This is a genomic window from Lentzea sp. NPDC020367, from assembly GCF_044387305.1.
Lineage (GTDB): Bacteria > Actinomycetota > Actinomycetes > Mycobacteriales > Pseudonocardiaceae > Lentzea.
In genome coordinates this window covers 913,944-930,970 of the sequence record NZ_JBIRVV010000002.1, presented here as the reverse complement: position 1 = coordinate 930,970, position 17,027 = coordinate 913,944, and the positions used below count along the sequence as shown (strand labels likewise).

Here is a 17,027-nt window from a genome sequence, read left to right as displayed (position 1 = left end):
GGTGATCACGATCTTGCGCGCGGGTTTCGGGGTGAGTCGAAACGTCGCCGGCAGGTCACAGATGACCGGTTCGTGAACTGTTCGCGGTGATCACTCCCCGCCGACCATGGTGCGCGGTCCGCCCTGGGGACGGGCGGCGCTGAACTGAGGGGGTTCGGACGAAGTGGATCGAGGGAGAACCGGTCTGAGACGGCTGTCCGCCGTGCTCGTGGCCGTACTGGGGGCAACGGCGATCACCGTCGTGTCGTTGCCGAAGTGGGACGGGGAACCACCGCCGGTGGCGAACGTCACCGAGGCGGAGAACACCGGGACCGCGCTGCAGGCCGCCCGGCGGCAGCGGCAGCCGGTCGTCGTGACCGACCAGACGACGCCGACCCGGCTCGTCTCCGCGTTGCCGGACGGCAGTCTCAAGGCGCAGCTCAACGCCGCTCCGGTCCGGACGCTGAAGAACGGCAGGTGGACCGGGCTCGACGCGACGCTGGAAACGGCACCGGACGGCGCCGTCGTGCCGAAGGCGGTGGACACCGGCCTGGTGTTCTCGGGTGGCGGCAAGACGCCGTTGCTCCGGTTCGGCACGCCAGGCCGGTCGGTGACGATGACCTGGCCCGCGGAGCTGCCGGCACCGGTGCTCGACGGCGCCACGGCCACCTACCGCGGCGTCCTGCCCGACGTCGACCTCGTGCTGACGGCGCAGAGCGGGGGTGGCGTGACGCAACGCCTGCTGGTGCACAAGCCGCAGCCGTTGGCGTCGGTGAAGTTCGGGCTCAGCGCGGAGGGGCTGACGGTTCGCGTCGCCGAGGGCAACCGGATCGAGGCGGTGGACGACAAGGGCGAGGTCGCCTTCGCCACGCCGCCCGCCGAGATGTGGGACGCGAGCGAGGAACGGCGTGCGCCGGTCGGGGTCGAGGCCGACGCCACGTCGCTGACGCTGAAGCCGGACACGAAGCTGCTGACCGATCCGGCGGCGAGGTTCCCGGTGACCGTCGACCCCGACTGGTGGGCCAACTCCCGCAAGGACTGGGCGAAGGTCTTCAAGAACAAGCCGAACACCAAGGCCTGGTACGGCGGACTGGACGACGGCTGGGTCAAGGTCGGCACGTGTTCCGGGCTCACGAACTGCACCGGCGACTACGACATCGGCACCACCCGGACGTACTTCCAGTTCAACACGGACTTCCTGCGCGGCAAGCAGGTCATGCAGGCGAGCCTGAGCGCGTCCGCCGTCTACAGCCCCGACTGCGCGAGCACGCGTGATCACCAGCTCTGGATCGCGAACGCCACCATCGGGTCCGACCTGGCGTGGAACAACCAGCCGGCGGCCGACTACGTCTCCACCGGCGCCGTGGGGACCGCCTGCAAGGGGCCCGCGCCGGCCGGGTTCGCGATCGGTCAGTCCATCAACCCCAACGGCTGGTCGGTGTACTCGCTGCGGGCGGCCAACGAGGGCGACAACCGGGCGTGGCGCAAGTACGACCTGGCCACGGTGCGGATCGACGTCCAGTACAACACCCGGCCGGACGCGCCCACCGGCCTCACCACGGACCCGCCGCTGCGGGCCTGCAAGTGGTGTGACGGCGTCCCGTACGCGGGCGACGACTCCATCCGGTTGCAGGGCAAGCTGACCGACGCGGAGAACGAGCAGCTGGAAGCGGTCTGGGACGTCTACGGCGGCGCGGCCTACAACCGGCGGGGACCGACCCTGCACTCCGGCAACGTCTTCAGCCACACGCTCGACCTGCGAGCGCGCGACGGCCAGCGGGTGAGCTGGACGCTGTGGGGCGACGACGGCCCGGACGGCGGCGACTGGCGCAACGGCCCCGGTTTCATCGTCGACCGCGTCGGCATCGACAAGGCGCCGGACGTGTCCAGCGTCCTCTACCGGGACGACAACCGCTGGCACGGCGGAGTCGGCGTGCCCGGCAGGTTCACGTTCGACGCCGCCGGAGTGTCCGATGTGGACCACTACCTCTACGGCTGGTCCGACCCGCCCTCGACCCAGGTCGATGCGGACGAGCTCGGCGGCAAGGCGGTGCTGGACATCGCGCCGCCCGGTGACGGCCCGCGCGACCTGTACGTGCAGAGCGTCGACCGGGCGGGACATCGCAGTCCTGCCAAGAAGCTGCACATCAACGTGCGCGCGGGCAACGGTCCGCTGGCGCAGTGGTCCTTCGACGGCAACGCGCAGGACAGCGCGTTCCTCGGCGACCGCCACGGCACGCTGAGCGGCAACGCGAGCTACGTCCCCGGTGCGGTCGGTTCGTCCCTCGCGCTGGACGGCAGCACGGGCTATGTCAGCGCTCCCAACACCATTCGCACGGACGCGAGCTTCACCGTGTCCGCCTGGGCGAAGGTGGACCAGGCGACCGGCGCGCGGGCGATCGTGAGCCAGGACGGCGACAAGTTCGCCGGCTTCACCCTCTGGTACCGGCCGGACGACGGTGGCCGCTGGGTGTTCGCCGCCCAGAACAAGGCCGCGACGGAGATCTGGGCGGACGCCGCGTGGTCGTCGTCCCCGGCGCAGATCGGGGTCTGGACGCACCTGACGGCGGTGTTCGACGCGCCCACGAACCAGTTGCGGCTCTACGTCAACGGTGTGCTGTCCGGCACCAAGACGAAGACGTCACCGGCGGTCGACTCCACGGGGCAGGTGCGTGTCGGCCGCACGATGTGGGACAACCACCCCGGTCTGGACTACTTCGGCGGCGCCGTCGACGAGGTCAAGGTCTACGACCGGATCCTGGCCGAGCCGGAGATCAGGTCCGCGGTCAGCCGGGACAACGTCCAGGTGGGCTACTGGAAGTTCGACGAGGCCGACGGCAGGACCGCGGCGAACTCGGTGCCGGGCGGCAGTTCCGGTGTCCTGCAGGGCAACGGGCGGTTCGTGCAGAACGGCGCGGTCAACGGGTACCTACAGCTGGACGAACTCGGCGACTTCGTGTCGACCGGCGCACCGGCCGTGCGCACCGACCAGAGCTTCACCGTGTCGGCGTGGGTCAGGCAGGACAGGGAACTGGAGCCCGGCCATCCCGACGCGGCCGTCTCCCAGGACGGCGCCGTGATGAGCGGCTTCTACCTCGGCTACCGCCAGCGCATGGACGGCGGTGGCAACTGGGAGTTCGTGCTTCCCAGCGAGGACGCGAAGGACAAGCCGGCCGACGGCACCTGGAGCACCTCCCGTGCGCAGATCGGCACGTGGACGCACCTGACCGGGGTCTACGACGCGCAGGCCAGGCAGATCCGCCTGTACGTCAACGGTGAGCTGGAGGCGAGCGCTCCGCGCGAGAAGGGCTTCAACGCCACCGGTCCGCTGCTCGTCGGCCGCGGCAAGTGGCACGGCAACGTCGGTCACGAGTGGCGCGGCGGCGTCGACGAGGTCCGCGTGTTCAGCCGGGCGGTGGCGCAGGAGGAGGTCCGCGGCATCGTCGGCAGGGACAACGTGACCGCGGGCAACTGGAAGTTCGACGGCAACACCCAGGACTCCTCGCCCCGTGGCTCGCACGGCACGGCGGCGGGCTCGATCGCCTACGCGGGCGGTCAGTCCAGCATGCCGGACCCCGCCGACCTGGCGTTGCGGCTCGACGGCGCGGCCTCGGTCGGCGCCGGTCACGCGATCGACACCGACCGGAGCTTCTCGGTCACGGCGTGGGCGCGGGCCGACCAGACGACGGGCCTCGCCACGGTGGTGTCGCAGGACGGCGCCAAGGCGAGCGCGTTCAAGCTGCGCGCCAAGGACGGCAAGTGGAGCATGGCACTGGCCGGCGCCGACAACCCCGACACCGCGTCGGTGGCGGAGGCGGTCGGCGGCTCTGTCCAAGTTGGACAGTGGACGCACCTGGCCGGCGTGTACGACGCCGGCGCGAAGCAGATCCTGCTTTACGTCAACGGTGTGCTGGCCGGTTCGGTCGCGCACACCCAGTCCTGGAACGCGGGCGGCGGCCTGCAGATCGGCCGTGCGCTGTGGCGGACGCCGGTCGAGTACTTCAAGGGGTCGATCGACGACGTCAGCGTCTACTCGCGGGCCCTGTTCGCGGGCGACGTGCAGGCCATGGCCGGGCGTGATCTGACGCTCGTGCACCACTACGCGCTGGACGAGTCGAGCGGCAGGAACGCCGCCGACGCCGTGGGTTCCCGCGGTGCGACGCTCTCGGGCGGGGCGGCGTTCGCTCCCGGCCGGGTCGGCAACGGCGCGGCGTTCGACGGCACGAACGGTGCCGCCGTCACGACGGGCACGGACGTGCGCACGGACCAGGCGTTCACGGTCTCGGCGTGGGTTCGCCTGCCCGCCAAGGAGTGCAAGCCGTCGCTGCGGGTGTGCCGCACCGACGCGGTCACGATCGACGGCGAGAAGCAGACCAGCAAGTTCCGGCTCGGCCACGTGATCGACGACGACAACAACCAGCTCGGCGCGTGGACGTTCGAGATGCCGGAGTCCGACGTCGCCCAGCCGGAGATCACCAAGGCCGCGGTGTCGGTGCTGCCCTCCGAGGTCGGCAAGTGGACCTTCCTGGTCGGCGTCTACAACCCTGCGGTCAGGAAGATGTGGCTGTACGTGGACGGAGTGCGCGTCGGTGACGGCACGCTGCGCAACGCGTGGCACGCCACCGGTGGGCTCGTCATCGGCCGCGGCAAGGTCGCCGGTGCCCCCGCGGAGTTCTGGCGCGGCGACGTCGACGACGTCCGGCTCTTCACCGGGCAGCTCGACAAGGAGCGCGTCACCGCGCTGCACCGCGCCTACCCGGCGGAGCAGGGCGCGACCACGTTGCCGGTGGCCGACTCCGGGCACTGGAGGTTCAACGGCAACGGCGACGACAGCAGCGGTCGCGGCCAGGGCGTCACGTTCTCCGGCGGAGCGAGCTGGGGCGGTGGCCCGGCCAGTGAGGCGGCGGCGTTCGACGGCACCTCGGGCTTCGGCGGGACGGCCGCTCGGGTGGTCGACACCGGCCAGAGCTTCTCGGTGTCGGCGTGGGCCTTCCTGACCGACGCGGGCACCTCGGACCGGACCGTCGTCGCGCAGGACGCGGCCCGGCGCAGCGCGTTCGCGCTCGGCTACCAGGGCGCCTCGAAGAAGTGGGCGGTGTTCGCACCGACCGCCGACACGGACAACGCGCCGGCGCAGGTGCTCACGTCCGGAGAGCCTGCGCTGGTGGCCGAGTGGACGCACCTGACGCTGTCCTACGACGCGAACCTCAAGCAGCTGCGGCTGTACGTCAACGGCCTGCTGTCCGGCGCGCAGACCGGGGTGACGGTGCTGCCGTCGTCCGGCCCGCTCACGGTGGCCAGGACGAAGCAGGGCGCGTTCTTCCAGGGCAGCGTGGACGACCTTCGGGTGTTCTCGAAGGCCGTCAGCGACGGGGAGGCGCGCCGGATCCACGACGACATCCCCGACCGCGACCTCGCCTTCTACCGGTTCGACGAGGGCACGGCCAAGGACATCACGTGGCGCAAGGCCCAGGCGACGCTCAACGGCGGCACGAGCTTCGGTGCCGGTCCCAGTGGAAAGGCGCTGCAGCTCGACGGCGTCAACGGCCACGCGGTCACGCCGTACGGACTGTCCATGAGGGACAGCTTCTCGGTCGCCGGGTGGGCGAAGCTCAGCCGTGACGACAAGGTCGCGACGATCGTCAGCCAGGACGGCGACCGGATGAGCGGGTTCGTGCTGCAGTACCGGCCGGACCTCAAGCGGTGGATCTTCGGTGCGGCGGCGTCGGACACCGACAGCGCCCCGCTGACCTACGCCGCCTCGCTCGTCCCGCCGGTGGTGGGGGAGTGGACGCACGTCAACGGCGTCTACGACTACGCGGGCAGGCAGCTGCGCTTGTACGTCGACGGAAAGCTGGCCGGTACCAGGAACAACGTGGTGCTGTGGCAGCCGACCGGCAAGATCGTGCTGGGCAGGGACAGGACCAACGGGCAGCCGTCCGGGTTCTTCCCCGGCGCGGTCGACGAGGTCCGGTACGGCCAGGGCGTCGCGACCGAGCCGGGCATCGCCGAGCGGGCGACGTTCGCCAAGCCGGAACGCGGTCAGCTCGGCCGGTTCGTCAACGCCGCGGGGGACCGGTTCACCGGTCGCACCGATGCGGTGGTGGAGGGCTATCACCTGGAACGGGCGCTGGGCCTGCCGGCAGCACCCGGTGACAACACGAAGATGGTGTACGCCTGCCGTTCCGGAGCCGACGCGTTCACCGCGGACTCCTGTGAGGGCGCGGAGAAACTCGGGGACGTCGGCCTGATCTACACGGTCCAGCCGAAGAACGTGCCGACCGCGGCGCTGTACCGGTGCCGTCAGGGTGCCGACCGGTTCGACTCCCGGGACGCGACCTGTGGTGGTGCCGCGGTGGACGGGCTGCTCGGCTATTCGGTGGCCTACACCGACTTCGGCCGGTATCTGCTGGAGTACTACGAGCACGCGAGCCTCACCGACGGTGCGGCACCGGGTTACCGCTACGAGGGCTCGCACGGCCTGCTCGCGGTCACCGAGCAGCCGGGCACGCGGCCGTTGTTCAGCTGCCGCAACGGTGCCTACGACCAGTTCGTCTCCACCGACTCCGCCTGCGAGGGCAAGACGGTGCTCGGCGCGCTCGGCTCGATCTGGACCGCGGCACCGCAGGGGGTGGCGAACCGCGAGCTGCGGCGCTGCCTGCTGCCCGGCGGTGACGGCGACTCCATGGTGTCCAACTTCGACGACTGCGAGGGGTTCCCGTCCCAGTCGATCGGCTTCGTGCCGACCGAGGTCCCGGCCGTGACGGCGGTGTTCGAATGAACGGGGGAAGAGTGAGAAAGCGTTTGTTCACCAGAACATCGGCTGTCCTGGTGGCGGCGACGGTGTTCACCACGACGGTCACCGGGGTGGCACTGGCCGCCGGTCCGTCCGTGCCGCTGCCGGGGACGGCGTCCGCGCCGGTCACCGAGCAGAAGATGGACGGGCGGGCGCAGGACCAGGCCAGTCGCGAGGCGTTGAACGGCGACCAGAGCGGGGGTGCCGCGCCGGAAGGTGGTGGCACGCCCACCGCGACGCCTTTGGCGCCGTCGGGTTCCTGGGACGTCACACCGAACACCGGTGAGTTCGGCTGGAGCTACCCGTTGCGCGTGCCGCCGGCACCCGGCGGGTTCGAGCCGGAGCTCGCGCTGAGGTACTCGTCGTCCAGTGTGGACGGACGAACGAGCGCGACGAACAACCAGGCGTCCTGGGTGGGCGACGGCTGGGACCTGTCCGCGGGCTTCGTCGAGCGGGCCTACGGCGCGTGCGCCGACGACAAGACCGGTGGCACCACGCCTCCGAAGGAGTCCGGCGACCTGTGCTGGCGCACCGACAACGCGATGTCGTCGTTCGGCGAGCTGATCAGGGACGACACCTCGGGCGGCTTCCGGCTGCGTGAGGACAACGGCTCCCGCGTCGACCGCCTCACCGACGCCGACAACGGGGACGACGACGGCGAGAACTGGCGCATCACCACGCCGGACGGGACGCAGTACCTGTTCGGCACGCGCAAGGACTCGGCCTGGACCGTGCCGGTGTACGGCGACGACGACCGGGAACCGTGCCACGGCGCCAGTTTCGCGGCGTCGTCCTGCACCCAGGTCTGGCGGTGGAACCTCGACAAGGTGATCGACCGGCACGGCAACGTGATCACCTACACCTACACGCCGGAGACGAACTCCTACGGCGCCAACAACAAGGACACCGCCGTCCCCTACGTGCGCGGCGGCACCCTGAAGTCGGTCGAGTACGGCAATCGCGACGGTCAGCAGGCGACCGGCCGCGTCGAGTTCGCCACGGCCGACCGGTGCGTCCCGGGCAGCAACTGCACGCCCGACAAGAAGGACAACTGGCCGGACGTGCCGTGGGACGACAAGTGCGACACGGGGACGTGCAAGGACAAGCACGCGCCGACGTTCTGGTCCACCAAGCGGCTCGACAAGATCACCACCAAGGTGTGGAACGGCACCGGCTGGAGTGACGCCGACCGCTGGCAGCTCGAGCAGCTCTATCCCGGCACCGGCGTCGGTGCCGGCGAGAAAGCCGCGTTGTGGCTCAAGGGCATCACGCACACCGGCCTTGCCGGCACGCCCGTTCCGCTGCCGCAGGTGACGTTCGAGGGCACTCGGATGCCCAACCGCGTCATGAAGGTCGACGGCGTCGGGCCGCTGCTGCGCTACCGGCTCACCGGCATCGTATCCGACAGCGGTGGCGTCACGACGATCAAGTACGCCGAGCCGGACTGCAAGGCGGACCCGGCCAAAGCCGAGACGAACACCTTGCGCTGCTTCCCGGCCAGGTGGCAGAGCAGGACGGTCGCCGAACGGACCGACTACTTCCACAAGTACGTCGTCGAGGAGGTCACGAGGTCCGACCGCATCTCGGCCAACACCGAGATGGTGAGCCGTTACAGCTATCTCGACGGCGCCGCGTGGGCGCTCGACGACTCGGAGGTGATCAAGGAGGAGTGGCGGACCTGGAACCAGTTCCGCGGCTTCGGCAGGGTCCAGATCCGGCACGGCAGGGCCGACGACCCGTACGGCCCGGTCACGCTGACCGAGAAGCGCTTTCACCGCGGCATGGGCGGCAGGTTCACCGACTCGGAGAGCATGATCCGCAGCGACGACGAGTGGTTGCGCGGCCAGGAGTACGAGTCGCAGACGCGGCTCGGCGACACCGAGGCGCTCGTCGAGAAGGCGACCAGGACGTTCGCGGTGCAGGGCCCGACCGCCGCCCGTGGTGCGCGCAAGGCGTACATCGTGCAGCAGGGCAACGAATCCGTGTTCACGACCATCACGGGAGCTCCCCGGCGGGTCACGCGCACGGAACGCGCCTACGACGACCGTGCACAGCTGGTGTCGGTGAACGACCTCGGCGACACGTCGACGGCGGACGACGACAAGTGCACGCGGAACACCTACGCCCGCAACACCGACAAGTGGTTGCTCACCCCGGTGTCGCGCGTCGAGGTGGTCTCGGCGGCGTGCACCGCCGCCGCGCAGTTCCCCGCCGACGCGATCAGCGACACGCGCAACGCGTTCGACGGCAAGGCTTTCGGGGAGGCACCGACGGCCGGTGACGTCACCAGGGTCGAGGTCGCACGGGAACGCCCGGCCGCCGGCCCGGTGTGGGCGCTGTCCTCCACCGCCGGCTACGACACGTACGGACGTGTCACGTCGTCGGGCGACGCCCTGGGCAAGATCACCACAACGGCGTTCTCGCCGTCCGCCGGCATCGCCAAGGACACGGTGGTCACCAATCCGTTGGGACACAAGACGACCGTGACGACGGAACCGTTCTTCGGTCAGGAGACCGCGAGCGTCGACGCCAACGACCGCAGGACCGAGACGACCTACGACGCACTGGGCCGCCGCACCGAGGTGTGGCTCCCCAACCGCGACCGCTCGTCCGGCACCCGTGGCACCGTCAAGTTCGGCTACCAGCACCGCAAGGACGCGCCCACCGTCGTGTCCACGTCCAGGATCGGCGCCAACGGCACCCCGATCGACACCAACGAGATCTACGACGGCCTCCTGCGCCTGCGCCAGGTGCAGTCACCCGCGCACGGCGGCGGCCGCCTGATCACCGACACCCGCTACGACTCGCAGGGCCGCAAGGCCAGGACCACCAGGCCGTACTTCACCGACAGCGCGGTAGACGACAAGCTGTGGGTGGCGAGCGACGTGGACATCCCCTCGCAGGAGGTGACGAAGTACGACGGCGCGGGCCGTCCGACCGAGGTCACCACCAAGGCCGGCGCCGCCGACAGGTGGAGCACCCGCACGGCCTATTTCGGCAACCGCGCGGTGGTCACCCCACCGGCGGGTGGCACGGTGCGCGAAACCGTCACCAACGCCCGCGACGAGGTCGTGGAAAGCAAGCAGGCCAACGACACCACCAAGTACACCTACACGCCGTCCGGCGAACTGGCGACCGTCACCGACCCGGCCGGCAGCGTGTGGCGGTGGACCTACGACCTGCGCGGCCGCAAGGTGAAGGAGGAGTCCCCGGACCGCGGCACCACGCAGATGTCCTACGACGACGAGGGAAGGCTGATCGGCACCGTCGACGCGCGTGGCGTCGCGGTGACGCACGAGAACGACGCCCTGGGCCGCCGCACGAAGACCCGCCAGGGCGAGACCGTCCTGTCGGAGCGGACCTACGACACCGCCCCGTACGGCAAGGGCTTCATCGCCGCCGAGACGCACTTCGTCGCGGGCAACGCGTACAAGACCGAGACGACCGGGTACAACGCGCTGAGCCAGTCCCTCGGCACCACGGTCACGATTCCGGCCGCGGAACAGACCCTGGCGGGCACGTACACGTCCCAGCGGCGGTACGGCCCGGACGGAAGCCTGTCCGGAACGACTTTCGCGGCGATCGGTGACCTGCCGGCCCAGACGGTGAAGCACGAGCACGACGACCTGGGCAAGATCAGCAAGACCAACTCGGAGGCCGGCGGCGAGACTGAAGACCTCGTCACCGCGACCGACTACACCAGGTACGGCGAACTCGCCCGCACTCAGCTCGGCACGACCGGAAAGCGCGTGTGGCTGTCGCGCTACTACGACAGCAACCTGCGCAGGCTGGAACGGACCATCGTCGATGCCGAGGTCCCGAACCCGATGCAGGCCGACACCAGGTACTCGTACAACGACCTCGGCGGCATCACGTCCATCGCCGATCGTGACGACGTGCAGTGCTTCCGCAACGACGCGCTCCAACGTCTCACCGAGGCCTGGACGTCCTCGGGTGGATGCGGGGCAGACCCGAGCACCGCGACGTTGTCCGGACCGGCTCCCTACTGGCACTCCTACACCTACGACAAGACGGGCAACCGCCTCAGCGAGACCCAGCACGCCTCTGGAGGTGACACGGTGCGCACCGGCGCGTTCCCACCTGCCGGTGGTGCGCACCAGGTGAAGTCGGTTACCACGAAGACGCCTTCCAGCACCAAGACCGAGACGTACGCCTACGACGCCACGGGCAACACGACGCAGCGCTCCGGACAGGCTCTCGACTGGGATGCGGAGGGCAACCTCGTCAAGATCACCGAGGGCGCCAAGGTGACGGAGTTCGTCCACGGCGTGAACGGCGGGCGGCTGATCCGGCGTGACGCCACGTCGATCACGCTGTACCTGGACGGACAGGAGCTCCGGCTCGTCAAGGCGACCGGCAAGCTCGAACCGACGCGGTACTACGAGCACGGCGGCGACGTCGTGGCGGTGCGCGACGGCAAGGGCATGTCGTGGCTGACCGGTGATCATCAGGGGACCTCGCAGATCGCCGTCGACATCGGCGATCTGACCGTGACCAAGCGGCGGCAGCTGCCGTTCGGTGGTGCCCGTGGTCCCGCGACTTCGTTCCCCGGTGAGAAGGGGTTCGTCGGCGGCACGGTCGACGGCACGGCCGTACTGACCCAGATCGGCGCGCGTGCCTACGACGTGACACTGGGCAGGTTCCTGTCCGTGGATCCGGTGCTGGACATCGCCAGCCCCCAGCAGATGCACGGCTACTCCTACTCGGGCAACGACCCGATCACGAAGTTCGACCCGACCGGCCTGTGGTGGGAGTGGGTCAGCGCGGCTGCCGGTGTCGCCGGCTTCATCGCCCCGTTCGTCGCGGCTGTGGCCTGTCCGCCGTGTGGAGTGATCGCCGGCGTGATGATCGGTGTCTCGGTCGGCATTGCCGCCATCGACACCGGCATCGCGCTCGGGAAGGGCGAGTACGGCAGCGCCGCGCTCGCCGCGGTGGGGGTGGTCGGTGGCGGTGCAGGCACCGTCGCCAAAGCCCTCGGAAAGGGTTCGCACGCGGCGGTCGAGGCGTACGGCGGCACTTCGGCCGCCGTCACCACGGCGTTTCACGTCGGCAGTCACGCCCAGCACAACCAGGAGGCGAAGTACCAGGGGGTCAAGGCCAAGAAGCACGAGACGAAGTACTCCAAGACAGGCCTCGGCACCGGCAAGCCGACGATGAAGAACAAGGGCAAGAACAACTTCTACGACAAGAACGGCAAGTCCGTGAACAGCGCCGCCGACATGGGCCCAGGCGGCAAGTACGAGACCTCCGACGGCCTGATCCACCAGGGCAACGGCAAGGGGTGGGCGATGTTCTAACCCCCTGACCGCGAAACGGAAGAGGACGGCGCAAAAGCCCCAGGCGCCGTCCTCTTCCTCTTGTCAGGCCAGGCGTTTCTCCAGCAACGACGCTTCGTCGGTGCGTCCCTGCTGCCGGTACAACTCCACCGCTTCCTCCCACACCGAACGCGCCTCAGCACGTTCCCCCGAGGCGAAGTGCGAGTCGCCGAGCCGTTCGAGGGTGTCGGCCGTCTCGACGAGGTTGCCGAGAACCCGGTACAGCGCGATGGATTCCCGGTAGTGGCCGATGGCCTCGGCGTACGTGCCGCGCTGGTGTTCGGTGAACCCGAGGCTGTCCAGCGTCTGCGCCTGGCCGGCCACGTCCTCGACTCGCCGGTACAACGCGAGGGCGGTGTGGCAGTGTTCCAGCGCGGCGTCGTGTTCGCCTAGGCGAGCGTGGTACCAGCCGACGGCGTTGAGCGCGTTGCCTTCCCAGGCCGGTTCGCCGACAGTGCGGTAGAACGTGAGGGCCTGCCGGGCGTGGTCCAGTGCTGTGCGGTCGTCGCCTTCGCGTTCCCACGCGGAGGCGAGGGTGTAGTGGGCGTGGCCCTGGTGTGCCGCGTCGTCCTGTTCCTCCGCCAGTTCGAGGGCGCGTCGCATGTGCGTGATCGCCTCCTCGTTGTGGCCGAGCACGACCAGTGCGCGGCCCAGCAGGCGCAGCGCGAGCGCCAGGGAGATCGGGTCGTTCAGGTGGGCCGCGGCGGCGGCGCCGGTGCGCCAGACGGACAGCTGGTCGTGCCGGTGTCCCTGGCGGTAGTGGAAGTTGTTGAGCGCCCAGGCGATCTCCCACGCCCTCGCGTGGCAGGAGCGTTCTGCCGCGACGCGTTGCGCGGCCAGCAGGGTGGCGTGCTCGGCGGTGAACCACGCCATGGCCGTGCCGATGTCGGGCATCGGCAGCGTGGTGGTGTCCGAAGGGGCCAGCTCGATGAGGTGGCGGTGGGTCTCCACGACGGCGTCGGCGGCGGCAGCGGTGTGTGCGTAGAAGCCCAGCAGCCGTTGCAGCGCAACGGAGGTGTCGCCGGCCAGGTCGGTGGCGTAGCGGCGGATCAGGTCGTGCATGCGGTAGCGGCCGTCCGCGTCCTGGACGACGAGCGAGGCCTGCGTCAGGGCGCGCAGCACGGTCCGGGTGCGGTGCTCGCCGAAACCGGTCAGGCTGACCGCCGCGGGCAGGCTGATGTCCGGGCCCGGCGCGATCGCGAGCAACGAGAACACCTCGGCCTGCTCGGCGGTCAGTGCGCGGTGCGAGGACGAGAGCACGGCGGGCAGGCTCGCGGCCGGGTCGATGTCGTCGAGCGCGTCCAGGGTGCTCTCGCGCAGTTCGAGGGCGAGCGCGGCCAGCGCCAGGTGCGGCTGCACGCACGCCCGGCCCGCGACGATGCTCAGCGCCAGCGGGAAACCGCCGCACAGACCGATCAACTCGGCGGCGGCGTCCGGCTCCGCCTCGACCCGTGCGGACCCGAGCCGGGCCGTCAGCACGCTGGCGGCCTCGTCCGCGGTGAGCGTGCCGACGGACATGTGGTGCGCGCCGTGCCCGGTGATCAGCCCGGTGAGCGTGCTGCGGCTGGTGACGACGACCGCGCACGTGCCGGCGCCCGGCAGCAGCGGCACGACCTGGGCGGTGTCGGCGGCGTTGTCCAGCACCAGCAGCACGCGGCGGTCCGCGACCAGGCCGCGGAACATCGCCGCCTGCGCGTGCGGGTCGGCCGGGAGGCGGCTCGGTTCGACGCCCAGCGCGTCGAGGAACCCCCGCACGGCGGCCGCGGGATCCATCGGTGCGCTGCCGGGGCTGAACCCGCGCAGGTCGACGAAGAGCTGACCGTCGGGGAACCGTGCGGCGTTGCGGTGCGCCCAGTGCGACGCGAGCCAGGACTTGCCGATGCCGCCCGCACCCGAGATGACGGAGATGCCCGAGGTGCCGAGCCGGTCGAGCACGTCCTGCCGTCCCGCGAACGGCGACGGCGGCGCGGGCAGCTGGCGCGGCACGGGCGTCGCCACCACCGGACGCCCGGCGGCGGCCGCCAGCAGCTCGTCCTGCTCGCCGTCGGCCAGCCCGAGCGCGGCCGCGAGCTGCCGCACCGACGTGAGTTGCGGGTTGCGGCGCTTGCCGGTCTCCATGCCGCGGATCGTGCTGACCGAGACGCCGGACCGCCGCGCCAGCTCGTCCTGGGTGAGTCCCGCCCGCAGCCGGAACCGCCGCACCACCGTCGCGAACCGATCTTCCACACGCACGTTCCTACCAGGGCGCAACGACGTCAGGAAGCGAGTCCCAGCCCCGCCACCACCTTCGTCGTCACCGACGTGGTGCCGATGACCTGACCCCGTTTCAGGCCCCACGCGTCCTTCGCCAGCACCGTGCGGGACCCGAGGTACTCGCCGGTCGCCTGGTCGATGACGATCTGCTCGGTCGTCTCGTTCTCGGTGACGCCGAGCGCGGTGCCCGAGCGGTCGCCGATCACGGCCGCCTTCTCGACGATCTCCAGCTTCGGCAGGAAGCTCAGCGCCTGGTAGACCGCCGATCGCACGGCCGCCGGGTACACGCCGGTGTCCAGGCCGTCGTTGACCATCTGCAGGAAGCCCAGGCCCTCGTCACCCGACACCTCGTCGCGGAGCTTCCGGTACAGCGCCTTCGGGTCGGCCGGCAGCGAGGCGAGGTACTCCGGTGACGGGTCGCGAAAGCCGGACTTGATCTTGTCGTGCAGCGCCGGACCGCCCTCGGACCGGTACTCCTTGCTGCCGTCCAGGTGCGACGTGCGGTCGGCGGGCGAGAGGTCCTCCACCGAGCCGATCAGGTACTGCCGGTCGCCCACCGAGTCGTGCTTGTAGAGCCAGGTGCCCCTGCGGTCGGCGGGGATCCACGTCTGCAGTTCGAAGTCCTGCAGGTACATCCACCTGTGGTCGTACTCGGTCATCGACCACCGCGCGTTCTGCAAGACGTAGAGGTACTGGCCGGGCTGGAGCTGCGCGTCTCCGGTGAGGTTCGCGGCCTGGTTGAGCAGCTCGGCCGCGGCGGCGCCGCCCACGCTCGGGCCCTTGTCGCGCGACATCATCGACGGGGCGATCAGCGCCGCGCCCGCGATCACGACCATCGCGGCGGCCGCGGCCACCACCGGGATCCGGCGCCGGCGACGAGGTGCCAGTGCGACGACCTCGCCGGACCCCTCGGCGTCGATGCGCGTGAGCAGGGCGGCACGGCCGCGGTCGAACGCCTCGTCGCTCATCGGGGCGACGTCCGACATCGCCCACTTGACCGTCTCGTCCTCGACCTGACGCGTCACGTCACGCATCGTCGTCACCCTCCTGTCCGTTGATCTTCGCCCGCAGCTTGGCCCGCGCCCGGAACAACCGGGTCCGCACCGTCGCCACCGGCGTCTCGGTCACCTCGGCGACCTCGGCCGCGCTCAGATCGGCCCACGCCACCATCAGCAGCACGTCCCGTTCCTCCGGCCGCAGGTCCGCGAGCGTCTCGCCGAGGTCGCTCAGCAGCGACTTGGCGTCCACCACCGACGCCGTGCGCTCGTCGACGTGGTCGGCCACCGCGCGCCTGCCGTGGTCGCGCGCCCAGGCCCGCAGGCGTCTGCCCTCGGAGCGCACGTGCTGGCGCAGCAGGTTCGTCCCGATCCCGAACAGCCACGCCTTGACGCTCGCGCGGGCCGGGTCGAAGCTCTCACGGCGTTCCCAGGCGATGAGGAACGCCTCGGACACCAGGTCGTCCGCGATCGCGGCGTCCACCCGCAGCGCCAGATAGCGGTGCAGGTCGCGGGCGTGCCGGTCGTACAGCTCGACCCAGGCGTCCCTGTCCAGAGGCTTCGTCACCCCCGGCCCTCCTGTTCGCGCCGGTGGCGCGGTCTCGGTGCTCACGGAAACTATTGGCCGATCGGTGCCAACGCATTCCCGGCCGGACGGTGTGACCTGCCTCGCCTGATCATCGGCAGCTCGACGAACCGGTAGGTCAGATCGGCGATCCCGATCGCCACCACCGACGTCGACACTGCCACGACCAGGCCCGATGCGCCCGTGAGCAGCACGATCGAGTGCGCGATCGACTGCACCAGGTAGATCGAGTACGACCGCTCGCCGAGCCACACCATCGGGCGAGCCGACAGCAGCCGCTGCGCCGGCCCCGGTGCCAGCAGCGCGGGCAGCATCAGCCCCACGGCGACCGCGTAGATCGGCACCACCGACACGAAACCGGGGATCGCGCCGTCCAGCGCGCCGGAGATGTACGGCACCGACAGGTGCACGCCGAGGAAAAGCAAGATCACCCAAGGCGTCATGAACGGCCTGATCACCGCGAACCCCCGTTTGCTGTTCATGAGCAACGCCAGTGCACACCCGACGAGCACCGTGAAGTAGTGCACCGACCAGCCCTTGGGGTCGGATGAAACGGTGAACGGCACCACGGCCAACGCGAGCGCCATCAGTCCGACGGTCACCGCCGGACGCCAGCGGGGCAGCAGCGCGAACGCCAGCAACGGCCACACGAGGTAGAACTTCTGTTCCACGCCAAGGGACCACGACTGCCCGTACGCGCCGCCGTGCCCGAACTCGTTGAGGAAAACCAGGTACAGCGGGAAGTCGCGGCCGAGCGGGTTCTGCCAGAACTGCCCGGCGACCAGCAGACCCGCCGCCGTCACGAGCAGGACCACGAAGTAGACCGGCAGGATCCGGAACGCCCTGCGGCGGTAGAACTCCTTCAGGTCGATCCGGCCGTCGCGCGCCTGCTCGCGCAGCAGCAACGTGGTGATCAGGAACCCGGACAGCACGAAGAAGATCTGGACCCCGAGCCATCCCTGCAGGAAGCCCGGCCCGCCGTAGTGGAAGAACACGACCATCAACGCGGCGATGGCGCGCACGCCGTCCAGCGCGGGAAAGCGCTTCAGCGCAAGGAACTGCTCGTGGGTCATGTCCCCTCT

At 70.2% G+C, this 17,027-nt stretch carries 6 protein-coding genes; 2 read left to right on the top strand and 4 right to left on the bottom strand.

Annotation, left to right across the window (positions count from 1 at the left end; translation table 11 throughout):
- Positions 1–163 precede the first annotated feature (163 nt).
- Positions 164–6,760, top strand: a complete 6,597-nt coding sequence (locus tag ACH413_RS10970; protein WP_360030804.1) for a LamG domain-containing protein — start codon at positions 164–166, stop codon at positions 6,758–6,760.
- An 11-nt stretch (positions 6,761–6,771) separates the two neighbouring features.
- On the top strand, positions 6,772–12,093 hold the full coding sequence (locus ACH413_RS10965) for an RHS repeat-associated core domain-containing protein (protein ID WP_360030802.1): 5,322 nt from the start codon (positions 6,772–6,774) through the stop codon (positions 12,091–12,093).
- A gap of 63 nt (positions 12,094–12,156) precedes the next feature.
- On the opposite strand, the gene ACH413_RS10960 is transcribed toward ACH413_RS10965, so the two are convergent.
- The 4 genes from ACH413_RS10960 to ACH413_RS10945 are packed head-to-tail and all read right to left on the bottom strand — an operon-like array spanning position 12,157 to position 17,018.
- The gene (locus ACH413_RS10960) at positions 12,157–14,343 is read right to left on the bottom strand and encodes a tetratricopeptide repeat protein (RefSeq protein ID WP_360030800.1); all 2,187 of its coding nucleotides are present in this window, start codon (positions 14,341–14,343) and stop codon (positions 12,157–12,159) included.
- A gap of 23 nt (positions 14,344–14,366) precedes the next feature.
- Entirely contained in the window at positions 14,367–15,398 is a 1,032-nt protein-coding gene (locus ACH413_RS10955) for a CU044_5270 family protein (protein ID WP_360030798.1), read from the bottom strand.
- Positions 15,391–15,927 (bottom strand): RNA polymerase sigma factor, encoded by a 537-nt coding sequence (locus tag ACH413_RS10950; protein WP_360030796.1) that lies wholly within the window; start codon positions 15,925–15,927, stop codon positions 15,391–15,393. The genes ACH413_RS10955 and ACH413_RS10950 overlap by 8 nt, the downstream gene beginning before the upstream one ends.
- Positions 15,928–15,977: 50 nt before the next feature.
- Complete coding sequence (locus ACH413_RS10945) at positions 15,978–17,018, bottom strand: acyltransferase (RefSeq protein ID WP_360030795.1); 1,041 nt, start codon at positions 17,016–17,018, stop codon at positions 15,978–15,980.
- Between the last annotated feature and the right edge of the window lie 9 nt (positions 17,019–17,027).

Bases quoted from the DNA above. Each gene is read 5' to 3' on its own strand.
- ACH413_RS10945 (WP_360030795.1), bottom strand. From the start codon at position 17,018: ATGACCCACGAGCAGTTCCTTGCGCTGAAGCGCTTTCCCGCGCTGGAC.
- ACH413_RS10955 (WP_360030798.1), bottom strand. From the start codon at position 15,398: ATGCGTGACGTGACGCGTCAGGTCGAGGACGAGACGGTCAAGTGGGCG.